The 16,747-nt window shown below is 72.3% G+C and carries 17 protein-coding genes and 1 pseudogene; 8 read left to right on the top strand and 10 right to left on the bottom strand.

The genetic code is table 11. The annotated features are described in order from the left end of the window. Positions 1–41: 41 nt before the first annotated feature. From mmuM to ACSMXR_RS29150, 6 genes are all read right to left on the bottom strand, one after another. The gene (gene mmuM / locus ACSMXR_RS29175; protein WP_381793785.1) at positions 42–959 is read right to left on the bottom strand and encodes a homocysteine S-methyltransferase; all 918 of its coding nucleotides are present in this window, start codon (positions 957–959) and stop codon (positions 42–44) included. A gap of 53 nt (positions 960–1,012) precedes the next feature. Beyond that, complete coding sequence (locus ACSMXR_RS29170; protein WP_137230332.1) at positions 1,013–1,936, bottom strand: LLM class F420-dependent oxidoreductase; 924 nt, start codon at positions 1,934–1,936, stop codon at positions 1,013–1,015. 84 nt (positions 1,937–2,020) lie between these two features. Next, entirely contained in the window at positions 2,021–2,521 is a 501-nt protein-coding gene (locus ACSMXR_RS29165) for a DUF6099 family protein (RefSeq protein WP_137230330.1), read from the bottom strand. 124 nt (positions 2,522–2,645) lie between these two features. Continuing rightward, positions 2,646–3,005, bottom strand: a complete 360-nt coding sequence (locus ACSMXR_RS29160; RefSeq protein ID WP_170994448.1) for a nucleotide pyrophosphohydrolase — start codon at positions 3,003–3,005, stop codon at positions 2,646–2,648. 116 nt (positions 3,006–3,121) lie between these two features. Next, on the bottom strand, positions 3,122–3,517 hold the full coding sequence (locus tag ACSMXR_RS29155; protein WP_473170240.1) for a cell division protein SepF: 396 nt from the start codon (positions 3,515–3,517) through the stop codon (positions 3,122–3,124). A 237-nt stretch (positions 3,518–3,754) separates the two neighbouring features. Further along, positions 3,755–4,552, bottom strand: a complete 798-nt coding sequence (locus tag ACSMXR_RS29150; protein WP_381847928.1) for a DeoR/GlpR family DNA-binding transcription regulator — start codon at positions 4,550–4,552, stop codon at positions 3,755–3,757. A gap of 220 nt (positions 4,553–4,772) precedes the next feature. On the opposite strand from ACSMXR_RS29150, the pseudogene ACSMXR_RS29145 reads away from it, so the two are divergent. The 3 genes and pseudogenes from ACSMXR_RS29145 to ACSMXR_RS29135 all read left to right on the top strand — a co-directional run bounded on the left by ACSMXR_RS29145 (position 4,773) and on the right by ACSMXR_RS29135 (position 6,490). Next, positions 4,773–5,659 (top strand): annotated as a pseudogene (locus ACSMXR_RS29145) (SIS domain-containing protein). Between the two features lie 14 nt (positions 5,660–5,673). Next, positions 5,674–6,339: a DedA family protein gene (locus ACSMXR_RS29140; RefSeq protein ID WP_381793790.1), complete on the top strand. Its 666-nt coding sequence runs from the start codon at positions 5,674–5,676 to the stop codon at positions 6,337–6,339. Continuing rightward, positions 6,326–6,490 carry a hypothetical protein gene (locus ACSMXR_RS29135; RefSeq protein WP_473170239.1) on the top strand — a complete coding sequence of 55 codons (165 nt, stop codon included), beginning with the start codon at positions 6,326–6,328 and terminating at the stop codon, positions 6,488–6,490. Before ACSMXR_RS29140 ends, ACSMXR_RS29135 begins: the two co-directional genes overlap by 14 nt. 3 nt (positions 6,491–6,493) lie before the next feature. Here ACSMXR_RS29135 and ACSMXR_RS29130 read toward each other — a convergent pair whose 3' ends face one another. Beyond that, positions 6,494–7,075 (bottom strand): hypothetical protein, encoded by a 582-nt coding sequence (locus ACSMXR_RS29130; RefSeq protein WP_473170238.1) that lies wholly within the window; start codon positions 7,073–7,075, stop codon positions 6,494–6,496. A 206-nt stretch (positions 7,076–7,281) separates the two neighbouring features. Between ACSMXR_RS29130 and ACSMXR_RS29125 the strand changes: the two genes are divergently transcribed. From ACSMXR_RS29125 to ACSMXR_RS29110, 4 genes are read left to right on the top strand one after another with little or no spacing between them, the layout of a single operon-like run. Then, positions 7,282–9,078, top strand: coding sequence for an ABC transporter ATP-binding protein (locus ACSMXR_RS29125; protein ID WP_364882148.1), 1,797 nt, complete (start codon positions 7,282–7,284; stop codon positions 9,076–9,078). Beyond that, on the top strand, positions 9,075–10,859 hold the full coding sequence (locus tag ACSMXR_RS29120; protein ID WP_473170237.1) for an ABC transporter ATP-binding protein: 1,785 nt from the start codon (positions 9,075–9,077) through the stop codon (positions 10,857–10,859). Before ACSMXR_RS29125 ends, ACSMXR_RS29120 begins: the two co-directional genes overlap by 4 nt. Then, positions 10,856–11,557, top strand: a complete 702-nt coding sequence (locus ACSMXR_RS29115; protein WP_381793799.1) for a TetR/AcrR family transcriptional regulator — start codon at positions 10,856–10,858, stop codon at positions 11,555–11,557. The genes ACSMXR_RS29120 and ACSMXR_RS29115 overlap by 4 nt, the downstream gene beginning before the upstream one ends. Next, entirely contained in the window at positions 11,554–12,357 is an 804-nt protein-coding gene (locus ACSMXR_RS29110) for an alpha/beta fold hydrolase (RefSeq protein ID WP_473170236.1), read from the top strand. The genes ACSMXR_RS29115 and ACSMXR_RS29110 overlap by 4 nt, the downstream gene beginning before the upstream one ends. A gap of 15 nt (positions 12,358–12,372) precedes the next feature. Here the strand turns inward: ACSMXR_RS29110 and ACSMXR_RS29105 are convergent, their stop codons facing one another. From ACSMXR_RS29105 to ACSMXR_RS29095, 3 genes are read right to left on the bottom strand one after another with little or no spacing between them, the layout of a single operon-like run. Beyond that, positions 12,373–13,455 (bottom strand): FecCD family ABC transporter permease, encoded by a 1,083-nt coding sequence (locus ACSMXR_RS29105; protein WP_473170235.1) that lies wholly within the window; start codon positions 13,453–13,455, stop codon positions 12,373–12,375. Then, positions 13,452–14,489, bottom strand: a complete 1,038-nt coding sequence (locus tag ACSMXR_RS29100) for a FecCD family ABC transporter permease (protein ID WP_473170234.1) — start codon at positions 14,487–14,489, stop codon at positions 13,452–13,454. Before ACSMXR_RS29100 ends, ACSMXR_RS29105 begins: the two co-directional genes overlap by 4 nt. A gap of 50 nt (positions 14,490–14,539) precedes the next feature. Next, the gene (locus ACSMXR_RS29095; RefSeq protein ID WP_381793805.1) at positions 14,540–15,565 is read right to left on the bottom strand and encodes an iron-siderophore ABC transporter substrate-binding protein; all 1,026 of its coding nucleotides are present in this window, start codon (positions 15,563–15,565) and stop codon (positions 14,540–14,542) included. Positions 15,566–16,041: 476 nt separating this feature from the next. Between ACSMXR_RS29095 and ACSMXR_RS29090 the strand changes: the two genes are divergently transcribed. After that, positions 16,042–16,689 (top strand): nitroreductase family protein, encoded by a 648-nt coding sequence (locus tag ACSMXR_RS29090; RefSeq protein WP_473170233.1) that lies wholly within the window; start codon positions 16,042–16,044, stop codon positions 16,687–16,689. Positions 16,690–16,747: the final 58 nt, after the last annotated feature.

The following is a 16,747-nucleotide window of genomic DNA, read 5'->3' as shown; positions in this document are numbered from 1 at the left end:
CAGGTCATCCCCGCGACGCCCCGGGACTCTCCGGGTCTTCCCTAGCTCTCCAGCCGCCCGGCCAGCTCCGTGATCAGGTCCGGCCCCACCCGGCAGCAGCCCCCGACCAGCCGGGCCCCGGCCCCGGTCCAGGCCCGCACCCGCCCCGGGTCGAAGGTGGAGCGCCCGGTCCACCCGCGCGCTCCGGCGTCCCAGCCCTCCCCGCTGTTCGGATAGACCACGGCGGGCCTGCCCGTGACCGCCACCGCCTGCTCCACGGCCTCCTGCGCCTCCTCCGGCTCGCAGCAGTTGACCCCGACCGCGAGGGCGGACGCCCGCCCCGCCGCCACCGCGAACGCCTCCTCCAACGGCTGGCCGGCCCGGGTCCGGCCGCCCGCCACGCTGTAGGAGAGCCAGTACGGCAGTCCGGTCTCCTCGGCCACCCGGACGAGCGCCTCGGCCTCGTCCAGGTCCGGCACCGTCTCCAGCGCCAGGGCGTCGGGCCCGGCGGCGGCCAGCGCCGCCACCCGGGGGCGGTGGAAACGCTCCAGCTCCCGGACGCTCAGCCCGTAGCGCCCCCGGTACTCGCTGCCGTCCGCGAGCATCGCCCCGTACGGCCCGACGGATGCGGCGACCCAGGTCCGCCGCCCGGGTCCGGCCCGGCGCGCCGCGGATGCGGCGCCCCGGGCCAGCTCCACACTGCGGGCGAGCAGGGCGTCGGCCCCGGCCCGGTCGATCCCGTACCGCCCGAACCCTTCGTAGGTGGCCTGATAGCTGGCCGTGATGAGCACCTGTGCCCCGGCCCGGAGGTAGGCGAGGTGAGCGGCCTCGATCTGTTCCGGTGCGTCGGCCAGCAGCCGGGCCGACCAGAGCGCGTCGGACAGGTCGCAGCCCTGCGCCTCCAGTTGGTTGGAGAGCCCGCCGTCCAGCAGGACGGGCCCGGCGTCCAGTGCCTCGGCGAGCGTGCTGCCGGTACTCACGGCCACCTCCTCCTCCGTTCAGGTCAGGTCAGGTCAGGTCAGGTCAGGTCAGGTCAGGTCAGCTGGGACTGGATCTGCGAGGAGATCAGTTCCAGATGGTCCAGGTCGTCGAGGTCGAGGACCTGGAGATAGATCCTCGACGAGCCGATCGCCCCGTAGCGGCCGATCTTGTCGACGACCTCGGCGGGCGATCCCGCCAGCCCGTTCGCCTTGAGCTCCTCCACGTCCCGGCCGATGGCCGCCGCCCGGCGGGCGACCTCGGCATCGTCCTTGCCGGTGCAGACGATCAGCGCGTTGGAGTACACGAGGTCGTCCGGTGAGCGCCCGTGCGCCTGCGCGGCGACCCGGACCCGGCCGAACTGCTGCTCGCTGTCCTCCAGCGAGGCGAACGGAATGTTGAACTCGTCGGCGTACTGCGCGGCGAGCCTCGGCGTGCGCGTCGCGCCGTGGCCGCCGATCAGGACGGGCACCTTGGCCTGGGCGGGCTTGGGCAGCGCGGGCGAGTCGGTGAGCTGGTAGTAGGTCCCGTCATAGCTGAAGGTCTTGCCGACCTCCGTCGCCCACAGGCCGGTGACGATGGCGAGCTGCTCCTCCAGGCGGCCGAACTTCTCCTTCGGGAACGGAATGCCGTAGGCCTTGTGCTCCTCCTCGAACCAGCCCGCCCCCAGGCCCAGTTCGATCCGGCCGCCGGACATCTGGTCGACCTGGGCGACCTGGATGGCCAGCACCCCCGGAAGCCGGAACGTGCCGGCGGTCATCAGCGTGCCGAGCCGGATCCGCCGGGTCTCGCGCGCCAGCCCGGCCAGGGTGATCCAGGCGTCCGTCGGTCCGGGCAGACCGTCGCCGGAGCCCATGCGGAGATAGTGGTCGGAGCGGTAGAAGGCGTCGAAGCCCAGGTCCTCGGCGGCCTTGGCGACGGTGAGCAAGGTGTCGTAGTCGGCCCCCTGCTGGGGCTCGGTGAAGATGCGAAGATCCATGCCTCCATCCTGCCCCTCCGGCTCCCGGTCCTCCCGACCGGCCCGGCCGGGCCCCCCGATATCTCCACCTCTCCCCCGGGCTCCTCAGGGCCCCGCAGCCGACGGCGCGGGGCCGCGTATGCCGCCGTAGGGGCCGTCGCGCTCCCTCTCCCGATCCGCCAGCCGTCTCAGCATCCCGTGCACACGGTCCAGTGATTCGTCGGCCGCGTCCATGGCCTCGATGCACTGCCAGTACAGACCGTCCTCCCCCGTGTCGCAGGCCACCCCGACCAGCGCGATGCCGGCCTCGCCCAGCAGCAGCGCGAGCCCCGCCAGGGCCGGCCGCACATCGGCGATCCCGGACAACTGGGCCGCCCTGGCACCGCCGGAGAGCACCGACGGATGGTCCAGCGCCGAGCATCCGGCGCCGATCTCCCCCAGCGCCCGCGCCTCGCTCCGTAATTCCACCGGGCCGTACAGCGCCAGCCGGCTGCCGATCGCCCGGGCGAGGGCCTGTGCCTGCCAGGCCTCCGCCATGACGTCCAGCGCGCCCCGGCTGCCCGCCAGAGCCCGCCGACCCGCCTCGATGAGTCGCTCCGCTTCCATATGTCTCCCCCGTCCGTACGAAAACCCGCTCACCTCATTCATTACCCACAGTGAGGTAGACAGCACCGTAAGGCCAGAGGAAATCGGAAATCTGTGGACAGGAAGTCGAATGTGGATATCTCGATCACTCCGAAGAGTGACGATCGCGGGGTTCCGGAGCGCCCGGCACGGGGAATCGCTTCTCGTTCCGCTCCACCTTGGCCGCCAGCGCCGCCGTCGGGTCGATGCCCAACACCTCGCAGAACTGCAGGAGATAGGCGAGCACGTCCGCCACCTCGTCGGCGACCCGGTGGGCCGATTCGGGGTCCTCCATGATCCGCGCCGACTGTTCGGGCGTCAGCCACTGGAAGATCTCCAGCAGTTCGGAGGCCTCGACGCTGAGCGCGGCCGCCAGGTTCTTCGGGGTGTGGTACTGCCCCCAGTCCCGCGCCGCCGCGAACGCGGCCAGCCGCCGCTGGAGTTCTGCCACATCGATGTCCGTCACAGCCACAGGTCTATCACCGGCCACCGACAGCGCCCCCTCGCCCGCCCGCGGAAGCGGCGGCACGTGCGCGGCCGGGGGCGGCGGTCCGAGCCGGCTGCCGCCCCGGCTGCCGCTTCCTACGAGTGGGCGATACCCGCGGGCGTGACCCCCTCGACCTCCATGCCGACCGGCGCGAGCAGGAAGACATTGCGGTCGACGCGGTGCATGCCGCTGCCGAGGCCGAAGACCACACCGCTGCTGAAGTCGAGAATCCGCTTCGCCACGTCCGTTTCCGCCGCCGTCAGGTCGAGCAGGACCGGCACCTGGGCGACCAGGTACTCGGCGACCTCGCGCGCGTCCGCGAAGACCTGCACCCGCAGCACGACGAGGCGGCGCTGTTCGGCGGCGCGCTCGTCCGGGACGGTGCGGTGGTCGATCCGGGACGGCCACTCGTCGCGGCCGCGCAGCGGTACGACCTGGGCGAGCCCCTCCCACTGTTCGTCGGTGGCGTCGTATCTGTCGTACCTGCTCACGCGGCCACCCCGTCGTCGAGCCGGTCGGGTCGCCGCCGGCTGCACTCACTGTTCATCGGGCAATCCTCTCGTCCCTCACCCGTTCGGCGTACCAACGACACGGCGAAGTCGGCCTCTGTGTCACTTCCGGTACTCACCCGTATCGCTTCCGGTTCCCACCGGTGTCGCATCCGGTTCCCATCCGTGCCGCATCCGGATTCCCGCACCTGGCGCTTCCCGTACCCGGGGGACGCCGGTTCAGACCGCGATGACCTGAACCCCGGCGTCGGCGAACCGGTCCCTGGCCTCCGCCGCGATGTTCGAGTCGGTGACCAGGACGTCGACCAGTCCCAGGTCGCAGACCCGGGCGAAGGCCCGCTTGCCGATCTTCGACGAGTCGGCCGCGACCACCACCCGCTGGGCCCGTTCCGCGAGCAGCCGGTTGACGCTGGCCTCGCCCTCGTGGTGGACGTACGCGCCGCGTTCGATGTCGATGGCGTTCACCCCGAGGACGGCGACGTCCAGGGTGATCTCGTTCATCACGCCGACGGCGAGCGGGCCCGTCAGTTCGTACGACTGGGGCCTCGCGACCCCGCCCGTCACGACCATCTTGATCTGCGGCCGGATCGCCAGCTCGCTCGCGATGTTGAGGGCGTTGGTCACCACGGTCAGCGTCGGCTGTCCGCCCGCCACCGTCGCCTCGCCCACGATGTCCTGGCGGACCGCCAGCGCCCTGGCCACCTCGGTCACGGTCGTCCCGCCGGTCAGGCCGACCACCTCGCCGACGGCGACGAGGCCGGAGACCGCGCGGCCGATGGCCTGCTTCTCCGGGGCGTGACGGCCCGTCTTGTAACGGAGCGCCAGTTCGTAGGAGACCCCATGCGCGACCGCGCCGCCCCTGGTCCGGGTGAGCAGATGCTGTTCGGCCAGCTGGTCCAGATCACGGCGGATGGTGGCGGCCGAGACGTCGAGCGCCGCCGCCGCCTCCTCGACGTCCACCCTGCCGTGCTTGCCGACCAGTTCCAGCAGCGCGTCCCACCGGGCGTCCCTGGACAAGAGCGTCTCCTCACCGTCCGGCGCGGGCACCGCGTTTCGCGGGAACGCGGTCGCCGGTGGCCGGACCGCCGCAAGCGTCGCACAGGGTCTCTCGCGGGCCCCTCACCCACCTGCACCTTGCTTGTTTTTGCTCGATAACTGCATGTAACGTGCAGAATTCTACATGCGGGCTTCATCAGCCCCTTTCCCGTGGTCCACCTCGTTCCCGTGGAGTGCAGACGTGTCGTATGCCGAGACCGAGACAGCCAGTCAGCCCGCGTGCTGGCGGCGCGCCGCCGCCTGGCCGACGGCCCCGAGGCCGCAGCCCTGCCCGTCGCGGGCGAGCGGATCGCGGTCGTCGGCTGCGGTACCTCCTTCTACATGGCGCAGGCCTACGCCGGGCTCCGCGAGGGCTCGGGCCAGGGCGAGTCGGACGCCTTCGCCGCCTCCGAGTTCCCCTTCGGACGCGGCTACGACCGGGTCGTCGCCCTGACCCGGTCGGGGACCACGACCGAGGTGCTGGCGCTGCTGAACCGGCTGCGCGGGACCTGCCGCACGGTGGCCGTCACGGCGGCCCCGGAGACTCCGGTCAGGGCGGCGGCCGACGATCTCGTCGTCCTGGACTTCGCCGACGAACGGTCCGTCGTGCAGACGCGTTTCGCCACGACCGCCCTCACCCTGCTGCGGGCGCACCTCGGCCTGCACTCCGATTCCGTGGTCGCGGACGCGGAGACCGCGCTCGCCGAGCCGCTGCCCGAAGAGCTGCTGCGGAGCACCCAGTTCACCTTCCTCGGGCGGGGGTGGACGGTCGGTCTGGCCCATGAGGCGGCGCTGAAGATGAAGGAGGCGTCACTCTCCTGGACCGAGTCCTACCCCGCGATGGAGTACCGCCACGGGCCCATCAGCATCTCCACCGCCGGAACCGCGACCTGGATGTTCGGCGAGGCCCCCGAGGGGCTGCCGGAGCAGGTGCGCGCGACGGGCGCCCGGTGGGTGGACGACGCCCTCGACCCGCTCGCCGACCTCGTACGCGTACAGCGTCTCGCCCTCGCCCGCGCGGCCGCGCGGGGGCTCGACCCGGATCTGCCGCGCCATCTGAGCCGTTCGGTGGTGCTCGACGGGGCCTGAGGGACCATGGACACATGCACCTGACCCTGTCAGCGGCCCGGGAGCTGTCGGCCGGCCCGGAGCCTCAGGGGGGTATCGCCGGCTGGGCCGCCGGTCTCGTCGAGGCGTTCGGCGGGCCCGGCGCGGGTGCGGCCATCGCGCTGGAGAACGTGTTTCCACCGCTGCCCAGCGAGATCATCCTGCCGCTGACCGGGTTCGCCGCCTCGCAGGGCGTGCTCAGCATCGCATCGGCCCTGTTCTGGACGACGCTCGGCTCGGTCGTCGGGGCGGTGGTCCTGTACGGGGTCGGGGCCGTGTTCGGGCGGCAGCGGATGCACGCCTGGTGGGCGAAGCTGCCGCTGGTCAAGTCGTCCGACCTGCTGCGGACGGAGGCGTGGTTCGCCCGGCACGGCACCAAGGCGGTCCTGCTGGGCCGGATGGTGCCGGTGTTCCGGAGCCTGATCTCGGTGCCCGCGGGCGTGGAGCGCATGCCGCTGCCGGTGTTCGTGGCGCTGACGGCGACGGGGAGCCTGGTGTGGAACACCGTGCTGGTGATGGCCGGATACTGGCTCGGCGACCAGTGGGACGTGGTCGGGGCGTACGTCGGTGTCGTGTCCAAGGTCGTGCTGGCGCTGGCCGTCGTCGCCCTGATCGGTTACGTCGCGCTGCGCGTCCGGGGCCACAGGCGTGAACGCCCCTGACGGCAGGGCTCGGCACGGCACGGCCGCAGGCGCTGCCCTGGCAATCCTGGTCGCCCTGGTCGCCCTGGCCGCCCTGGTCGCCCTGGTCGCCCGGTCGACGAGACACCCCCGGGAGGGTGTCTCGCGCACGACCGCTCAGGACCCGACGTAGGCCTCACTCCTCGAAATAGGCGTCCAGGACCTTGTCCAGCTCGGCCGGCCAGCCCTTGAGCTCGCTGCGGCTCGCCGCCTCGACCTCGGCGTTGAACCAGCGGCGGGTCGAGAGGTGGACGGTCACCGTGAACCTGCGGCCGAAGCGGGCCGGGGTGGTCTCCACGGCGCCGATCTCGTCCCAGCCGAACTCGGCCTCCTGGTCGTCCAGCCGGAACCGGACGCCTTCCCGGGCCACCCGGATCGAGCCGCGCCGGTCGCTGACCTCGAATACGGGGCCCTCCTCGGCCGCGTCACCCTCGGCCCCGTCCTCCGCTTCGGCACCGTCCGCGGCCGCTTCCGCTTCCGTGTCCGCATCGGCCCCGGCTTCCGCGGCCGCCGCCCTGGACTCGTCGTCGCGGTCCGACTCCGACTGCGACGCCGATTCCGACACCGCCTCCGGAACGGCATCCTCCGGACCGTCCTCCGATTCCGCTTCGGGCTTCCGGGTCGCGACGGGCGCCGCCAGTCCGGGCAGGGGGATGAACGCCGGGTCGGTGCCTGCGGCGAACTCGGGCTTCTTGTTCGAATCTATGCTCTGCTCCACGGCGGGCAGTATGGTCGACGAACCTGTACGTGACCAGTCGTCACCGCCGCGGCGCGGCCCCCGGCCCCCGCCTCCCGGGCGAACTCCCTTCCACGGAACGCCCGAAGCCCTGTCCAGCGACGCAAAACTAAGGGTAGGCTCACCTAACCAAGACAGCCTGTCCGAATGGGGCTGTGCCGAGGTCTGCCCTGAGGAGGCGCGCGCGGATGGAACAGGACGACGACCCGCAGCAGAGATCACCGCACGGCCCGGAACCCGACGCGAAAGCCCGGGCACGGGCCGCGCGGGCCGCTCTCGCCGCCATGCTCGCCCCGGTCCGGGCCCGTACCCGCCTCGCCATGGCGCTCCAGATCATCGGCGCGGCCGCCACGATCGTTCCGTACATCGCCATCGCCGAGCTGGCCAAGGTCCTCCTCGCGCCCGGCCCCACCGATGCGGGCGAGGTGCGCGGGGCCGTGCTGATCGCGGTGTTCGGGCTCTCCGTGCGGGCGCTCTTCGGCGGGGTGGCCCTCGCGGTCACCCACTTCGCGGACGTCGCGCTCCAGGCCTCGCTGCGCCGCCGCATCGTGGCCCGTCTCGGGCGCGCCCCGCTCGGCTGGTTCACCGCCAACTCCTCGGCCACCGTGCGCAAGGCGGCCCAGAACGACGTCCACGATCTGCACTACCTGGTCGCCCACAGCGCGGTGGAGACCACGGCCGCGGTGACCGTGCCGGTCGCGGGGCTCGGCTATCTGTTCTGGTTGGACTGGCGGCTCGCCCTGCTGGCGCTGGCCACGCTGCCGCTCTACGCCGGTGCGTACGCGTACATGATGAAGGACTTCGGACCGCAGATGGACCGGCTCAACGCCGCGACCGCCGCGATCAACAAGGCCATCGTCGAGTTCGTCACGGGCATCGGCGTGGTGAAGACCTTCGGCCGGGCGGGCGAGGCGCACGCGGGCTACCGGGAGGCCGCGACCCGGTTCGGCGACCACTACAGCGGCTGGGTGCGCCCGATGCTGAAGCTGGAGGCGTTCTCGTCGATGGCCGTGTCGGCGCCCGTGGTGCTGCTGGTGAATCTGGCCGGCGGCATCTGGTTCGTGCACGCGGGCTGGGTCTCGCCCGTCGACGTCCTCACCGCGTCCATGGTGGCGATGGTCATCCCGAGTGTGCTCGTCACCCTCGGCTTCGGCGCCCAGGCCCGGCGTGAGGCCTCCGCCGCCGCCGAGCGGATCGCCGCCGTCCTGGACACGCCGGTGCTGCCGGAGGCCGTCCACCCGAAGGTTCCGGACGGCCATGAGGTCGAGCTGCACGAGGTCACGTTCAGCTACGACGGGAGCGTGGACGTCCTCGACGGCGTCGGCCTGCGGCTGGCGCCCGGGACGGTCACCGCGCTGGTGGGGCCCTCGGGGTCCGGCAAGTCGACACTGGCCTCGCTGGTGCCGCGCTTCCACGACGTCACCGGCGGGCGGATCACGATCGGCGGCGTCGATGTGCGCGAGATCGCGACCGAGGAGCTCTACCGGCACATCGGCTTCGTCCTCCAGGACGTCCAGCTGCTGCGCACCAGCGTCCGCGACAACATCCGCCTCGCCCGGCCCGGCGCGAGTGAGGAGGAGGTGCGCGAGGCCGCCCGCGCCGCACAGATCGACCGGCGGATCGAGGCGCTGCCGCGCGGTTACGACTCCGTCGTGGGCGAGGACGCCGTGCTGTCCGGCGGCGAGGCGCAGCGGGTCTCCATCGCGCGCGCCCTGCTGGCCGACGCCCCGGTCCTCGTCCTGGACGAGGCGACGGCGTTCGCCGACCCCGAGTCGGAGGCCGCCATCCAGGACGCCATCGCCCTGCTGGTCCGGGGCCGTACGGTCCTGGTCATCGCACACCGGCTCCCGACGATCGTCGAGGCCGACCAGATCGCCGTCCTGCGCGAAGGGCGGATCGTCGAGCGCGGCCGGCACCCCGAACTCCTCGCGGCGGACGGCTTCTACGCCCGGATGTGGGCCACGCACGAAAGGGCAGTCGTATGATCCGCGATCTCTCCGCCGTCCTCGGCAGCGCGCACCGCGCGGTCCTCTTCCGCTATCTCGCCGCCCTGTGCGGTTACGGGGTCGCCCAGGGCCTCGCCGTCTCCCTGCTCGTCCCCGTGCTCGGCGATCTGCTCGGCGGCGACACCGGCGGCGCGGCCCGCTGGACCGGGTGGCTGGCGGTGGCGGTGCTGCTCACGCTCGGGGCGCACTATGTGCAGGCCATGCTCGGGTTCCGGGTGGCGCTGGTCATCCTGACCACGCTGCACCACCGGCTGGGCGACCATGTGGCGGCGCTGCCGCTGGGCTGGTTCGACGGGACGACGGTGGGCCGGCTGACCCGGATGGGCACCAAGTCGGTGCTGTCGATCGCGGGGAGCTGCGCGCATCTGCTGCAGCCGCTGGTGACCGGGGTGCTGACCCCGGTGACGGTGGTCGTCGTGATGCTGTTCCTCGACTGGCGGCTCGGGCTGGCCGCGCTGGTCTGCTCGCCGCTGATCCTGTTCGCCGCGCGGCTCTCCGTACGGCTGCTGAGCCGGATGGACGAGATCGACGACGCGGCCGGGGTGGAGGCTTCCGGCCGGGTCCTGGAGTTCGCCCGCAACCAGCCGGTGCTGCGCGCCTTCGGCCGGACCACGGACGGTTACGCGCCGCTGGAGGCCGCGTTGGAGGAGCAGCGGTCCGCCGCCCGCAGGCAGGTGTGGATGTCGGTGCCGGGCATGCTGCTCGGCGGGTTCGCGGTGCAGCTGTGCTTCTCGGCGCTGATCGGGGTCGGGGCGTCGCTGGCGCTGGACGGGGCGGTGGATCCGGTCGAACTCGTGGCGCTGCTGGCCCTGGTGGCGCGTTTCGCCGGACCGCTGGCGGAGGTCGGTGACTTCGCGGCGGTGGTGCGGATGGCGCGCAACGACATGGGCCGGGTGCGGGCGGTGCTGGACGAGCCGCCGCTGCCGGAGCCGGAGCGCTCGACGCCGGTGACGACGCCGGGCGCGGTGGAGGTGGACGGGGTCCGCTTCGGCTATCCCGGGCGGTCGGCTAAGCCGGCGGAGGCCGGTGAAGTGGTGGCGGAGGCCGGTGAAGTGGTGCTGGAGGACGTCTCGTTCACGGTCGCGCCGCGTACGGTGACCGCGCTGGTGGGGGCGTCCGGTTCCGGGAAGACCACGCTGACGCGGCTCATCGCCCGGTTCTTCGACGTGGACGCGGGAACGGTCCGGGTCGGCGGGGTGGACGTACGCGACCAGACGACGTCCGCGCTGATGGAGCAGCTCTCGCTGGTCTTCCAGGATGTGTATCTCTTCGACGACACCCTCATCGGCAACATCCGGGTCGGCCGGCCGGACGCGCCGGAGGAGGATGTGCTGGAGGCGGCGCGGCTGGCCGGGGTCGACGAGATCGTCGAGCGGCTGCCCGACGGCTGGGAGACCCGGGTCGGGGAGGCGGGCACCTCGCTCTCCGGCGGTGAGCGGCAACGGGTGTCGATCGCGCGGGCGCTGCTGAAGGGCGCCCCGATCGTGCTGCTCGACGAGGCGACCGCCGCGCTGGACCCGGAGAACGAGGCGTACGTCCAGCGGTCGATGGAGGCGTTGCGGGAGACGAGCACCCTGCTGGTGATCGCCCACCGGCTGTCCACCGTGACCGGCGCCGATCAGATCGTGGTCCTCGACGAGGGGCGGGTCGCGGAGGTCGGGACGCATCAGGAGCTGATGGCCCGCGACGGCCGCTACGCCCGCTTCTGGAACGAGCGCCACCGGGCGCTGGGCTGGCGGATCGCGGCGGACGCCTCATGAAACGGGCTGCCGCCGCCGGGCCGGGCCGCCGCCCCGGCCGGCCCCCGTCGCTCACCCGGAACGCCATCGCGGAGGCGGCGCTCGCCGAGGGGATCGCCGCGTTCAGCATGCCGGGCGTCGCGGCCCGGCTGGGCGTCGGCCACTCCACGCTCTATCGCTATGTCGACAACCGGGACGAGTTGGTGCGCGCCGCGATCGATCTGGTCGCGGAGCGCACCCTCTGGCCCTCGGCCGAGCTGCCCTGGCGCGCGCTGCTGTGCGGGTTCGCGGACGCGCTGTGGGGGGCCTGTGAGGCGTTCCCGGGGCTGGACGAGGTGATCCTGACGACGCCGGTCGCGCCGCGTGCCATGGTGGACCGGCTGAGCGGGTACGGCGGGGCGCTCGTCGGGGCGGGGCTCGGCAACCGGGACGCGGCGGTGGCCGTGGACTTCGTGGCGGACCTGGTGTTCTCCTCGTCGGTCGCGATGCGCGGCCTGGACCGTGCGGTGCCGGACGCGGCGGGCGGCTCGCTCACCGCCCGGGAGCGGTATCAGCGTGCCTGGGCCCGGGAGTCGGCGGGCCCGCACCCCTTCGAGGCGCAGTTCGCCGCCGAGGAGACCTGGCACGGGCGCGGCTGGTTCGACGACAAGCTCGCCATCTTCCTGGACGGCCTAGCCACCAGGGTCACCGACCGGCCCCACCTGGAGGAGAACGCGTGAAGCGCACGGCTCTGACGTACGACGGTGTCACTCGCGGTGTCGCGGAGTACGGCGATCCGCTCGGCCGGCCCGTGGTGCTGCACCACGGGCTGCTCGGGGACGCCGGGCTGCCGGATCTCTGGGACGCCTCGGCCCGGGAGGCGGGCGTCCGGCTGATCGCGCTGGACCGCCCCGGCCACGGGCTGTCCGACCCGGCCCCGATGTCCGCCGTCGCCGACTGGACGCCCCTGGTGCTGCCGGTGCTCGCGGAGCTGGAGGTGGACACGTTCGACGTCCTGGCCGTCTCGGCGGGCGCGCCGTACGCGTACGCCCTGGCGGCGGCACTTCCGGAGCGGGTGCGGCGGGTCTGGGTCCTGAGCGGACTGCCGTACGTCGCCGACGACGCGATCCGGCACCGCTACCCCGAAGGGGCCGAGCCCGTCTGGACGTTCTACCGCGAGGCCCCCGAGGAGGAGGTGGTCGCCCGGTTCGCCGGGGCGGCGGAGCGGATGGCGGAGGTGTTCGCGTCCTCCCCCGCGACCCTCGCCGCGCTGACGGGCCTGGCCGGGCACGGCTGGCGGGGGCCGGCCCGGGAGGTGCGGTTGCAGACCCGCCCGTGGGGGTTCGATCCGGCCGGGGTGGCGCAGCCCGTACGGCTGTGGCACGCACGGGCCGACGAGGAGGTGCCGTTCGCCGCGGCGGAGGCGACCGCCGCGCTGTTCTCCTCGGCCCGGCTGACGGAGCAGCGCGCGCCGGACCACATCCCGAGCGAGGAGACCCTGCGCGAGCTGTTCGCGGAGCTGCGGGCGGCCGGGTCCTGACCGGTCCTCAGCTGCTCAGAGCACGCCCTTGCGCCACTCCCGTACCAGCAGATAGCCGAGGTAGGCGCCGCCGATGGCCATGGTGTAGATCCCGACCGGCAGATCGTCGAAGAGCGCCAGCTGCTGGGAGCAGAGGTCCGCGAGCACCAGCAGCAGACCGCCGGTGAGGGCGGAGAGCAGCAGATGCGGGCCGGAGGAGCGGGTGAGGCGTTTGGCGATCTGGGGCGCGGTCAGGGCGATGAAGGCGATGGGGCCCGAGACGCTGACCGCGGCGGCCGAGAGGGCGATGGCCAGCAGCACGGCGAGGGTCTTGGCCTTCTTCGGTTCGGAGCCGAGCCCCTCGGCGATGTCGTCGCCCATCTCGCCGATGTCGAGCCGCCGGGAGATCAGCGCGGCCGGCAGGACGGCGGCGAGCAGGACCAGCCAGACGGTGATGGCGTCGGTCCAGGAGCGGGCCGTCAGGCTGCCGTTGACGTAGGCGGTGAGAACGGAGGCCTTGTCGCGTTCGAGGGCGTAGACGACGTACTGGGTGACGGCAGCGCCCATCGCGGCGACCCCGATCCCGGCGATGACGAGCCGGGCGGGGTTGCGGAAACCGGTACCGGTGGAGACGTACACGAGGGCCATCGCGAGGAGCGCGCCGATGAGCGCGCCGACGGGTACGGGGACGGTGTCGGGGAACATCAGCGCGCAGAACGCGGCGCCCGCGCCGGCTCCGGCGGAGAGCCCGATGACATCGGGGCTGCCGAGCGGGTTGCGGGTGACGGACTGGAACAGCGCGCCGGACAGGCCGAGCGCCGCGCCGACCCCGATGGCGACGGTGAGACGGGGGCCGCGCAGCCGGTTGAAGACGAACCGGTCCTTGCCCTCGGCGTCGCCGAGCAGCGCGGCGGGCAGATCGGCGAGGTCGATGCCGAGGCGCCCCCAGGTCAGCGTCGTGACGGCGGCCGCGAGGAGGAGGACGAGGAGCCCGGCGCCGGCGAACACGGAGGCCCGGCGCATGGGTATCGCCACGGTGCGGCCGATGACCAGATAGCCGCGGGGGGCCTTGCGGACACGGGTGGTCCGGTCGGTGACGGTGCGGTCGGTGACGGTCATGAGGTGCCCCTCATCCTGCGTACGGCGATGAGCAGCGCGGGTGCGCCGATGAAGGCGGTGACGACGCCGACCATGAGTTCGGTGGGGCGCATGACGACCCGGCCCACCACGTCCGCGAAGAGCAGGAGGGTGGGGCCCAGCAGGGCGGAGAAGAGGATCTGGACGCGGAAGTCGACGCCGACCAGGGCCCGTACGACGTGCGGGACGGCGAGGCCGACGAAGGCGATCGGGCCGACGGCGGCTGTCGCGGCGGCGCTGAGCAGGGTGGCGGCGAGCAGTCCGCCGCCCCGGGTGCGCCCGGGGTGCGAGCCGAGGGCGACGGCGGTCGCGTCGCCCAGGGCCAGGGCGTTGAGGCCGGGACCGAGGGCGAGGGCCAGCAGGAAGCCGACGGCGGCGAAGGGCAGGACGGACCAGAACACGTCGAAGTCCCGGCCGCCGAGGGCCCCGACGACCCAGTAGCGGTAGCTGTCGAAGACCTGCGGCTTGCTGAGCGTCACCGCCTGGATGAACGCCATGAGGACGGCGGTGAGCACGGCCCCGGCGAGCACCAGGCGCACCACGCTCGTCCCCGTACCGGCGGAGCCGATGACATGGACGAGGACTCCGGCGACCAGCGCTCCGGGCAGCGCCCACCACATGGTGTCGGTGGCGCCGGAGGCCCCGAGCCAGGCGGTCGCGGCGACGATGCTCGCGGAGGCTCCGGCGTTGATTCCGAGGAGGCCCGGTTCCGCGAGCGGGTTGCGTGAGACGCCCTGCATCAGGGTGCCGGCGACCGCGAGGCAGAGTCCGGCGAGAACACCGAGGACGGTGCGGGGGTAGCGGCTCTCGATGATGACGGTGATGTTCGGGTCGGCGCTGCCGCGCAGGACGTCGAGCACATCGCCGAACGAGGTGGAGCGGCTGCCGAACATGACGCTCGCGCAGAGCGCGATGGCCAGCGCGAGCAGCCCGAGGAGCAGGAGGAACGCCGTCCGAGCGGCGCCGGTACGGGAGGTACCGGCGCCGCTCGGCGGTGCGACCGTGGTGGTTGCCATGGGAGTGGAGTGTGCCTGGTGGCCCTGGTGTTCCGGATACCCGGCCGGGGTTACTTGCCGGCGGTCTTGACGGCCTGGTCGATGATCGGCAGGTAGCGCTCGATCGTCCAGGGCACGGTCAGCGGGTTGATGATCGAGGAGGCGGTGACGAAGGAGTTGTCGTTGCTCGCGACGACGGCGCCCTTCTTGATCGCGGGGATCGCGCCGTACAGCTTCTGGCCCTCGATCTCCTTGCGGTTCTTCTCGTCCGTGTAGAACGTGAAGATCAGGTCGCTGTCCTTGAGCTTCTCGGCGTTCTCCAGGCCGATGAGGGCCGAGTCGGTGCCGGGGGTCTCCTTGAAGCCGTTGACGACCGGGTCGACCTTCAGGCCGAGCGAGGAAACCATCTTGACGCGCTGCTCCTCGGGCTTGAAGACGCCGAGGGTGCCGGGGCCGGAGTTGTAGATGTAGGAGAAGGTGACGTCCTTGTAGTTCGGCCGGGTGGCCGCGGCGTCGGCGAGCTGCTTCTCGATCTTCTTCTTGAGGGCGTCGGTGTCCTTCGTGCGGCCGAGCGCCTTGCCGATGATGTCGATCTGCTGGTCCCAGTCGGTGCTCCACGCCTGGTCCGGGTAGGCGACCGTGGGGGCGATGTCCTTGAGGACGTCGTACTGCTTCTGCGTGATGCCCGACCAGGGGGCCAGGATGACGTCCGGCTCCAGCTCGGTGATCGCCTCGAAGTCGATCTCCTCGCCACCCGTGAACTGCTTGGGCAGCTTGTCGCCGGACTTCTTCACGGCCTCGTTGATCCACGGCAGGTAGCCGGACTTGTCGCTGCCCCACGGGTAGCTCTCGATGCCGACCGGGGTCTGGCCGAGGGCTATCGCGGTCTCGGCGGAGCCCTGGCCGAGGGTGACGATGCGCTCGGGCTTGCCCTTGATCGTCGCGGTGCCGAGCGAGCTCTTGATCGTGACGGTCGCCTCGTCCTTCTTCTTGTCGCCGCCGTCCTCCGAGGAGCAGCCGGCCAGGGCGACGGCGAGGGCGACGGTGGTGGCCGTGGCGGCAAGGGTGTGGCGACGCACGCGGGTGAAGCCGAGCATGGAGGGTCCTCAGGTTGGCCGAGCAGGTGAAGGTTAGGTAAGCCTAAGCCAGCCGCGCCGACGCTCCGACAAGCCCCCCTCTCCCCCCTCCCGGGAAACCGGGGAGCGACATAATCGCGCAACATTCAATCTTGCAGTAGATGATTGACCGGCAGATGAATACTCCGTACCGTCGGGTCCTGTGTCACGCGTCGGCGCTCCGCCACGGGCCGACAGGACGGTCCGCGTACTGGCCCTGCGGGCAAGGCCGTTGCTCACCGTCGGCGCGGCAGGACCACGACGGGCGGAGCCCGGGTTCGGGGCGCTGACGGTTCGTCGGCCGGCCGACCGCGCCTCCGGCCCGGCGGCCGGAGCCGTCGACGGGCCCCTCGTCCGCACGGCGGGGCGCGCTCCACCTGTGCACCGATCGTTATCTGAACGGCTCGAACACGCGACGAGCAATCCGACCCGAACTCACTCCGAACGGACGGAGCACCATGCCCCCGCTCGACCTCACCGCCGACGAAGTGCTGTCCACCACCCGGGCGGTGCGCAAACGCCTCGATCTGAGCCGGCCGGTGGAACGCGAGCTGATCGAGGAGTGCCTCCAGCTCACCGCCCAGGCCCCCACCGGCCGCAACCGGCAGCGCTGGGACTTCGTTCTGGTCACCGACCCCGGGAAGCGGGCCGCACTGGCGGACCTGTACCGGCTGGGGCTCGCCCGGCCCCGCCAGCAGGTCGTCAGGGACGGGGTGGACCGGGGCGATCCGGTGCGCGGGCAGCGGATCGCGGACAGCGCCCAGTACCTCTACGACCATCTGCACGAGGTGCCGGTGCTGCTCGTCCCGTGCATCCGGGTCCAGGGGCGGCACGAGAACGGTTCCCATGTCGGGCAGGCCAACACCTGGGGGTCGATCCTCCCGGCCGTCTGGCAGTTCATGCTGGCCGCCCGCTCCCGGGGGCTCGGGACCGCCTGGACCACCCCGCACCTGCACTACGAGAAGGAGGCCGCCGAGCTGCTCGGCATCCCGTACGAGACGGTGCTCCAGACCGCGCTGATCCCGCTCGCGCACACCATCGGCACGGATTTCCGGCCGGGGCCGCGGGTGGCGGCGGAGCAGATCGCGCACTGGGACGCCTGGTAGACGGCGGGGGCGGTGGTGCCGGTGGTGCCGGTGGGGCTTACGGGCTCGGCCGGTCCGG

This window comes from Streptomyces sp. DSM 106670 (genome assembly GCF_055792845.1).
Note: the sequence above shows the minus strand (reverse complement) of the source record. Positions and strands in the feature narration are given on the sequence as shown.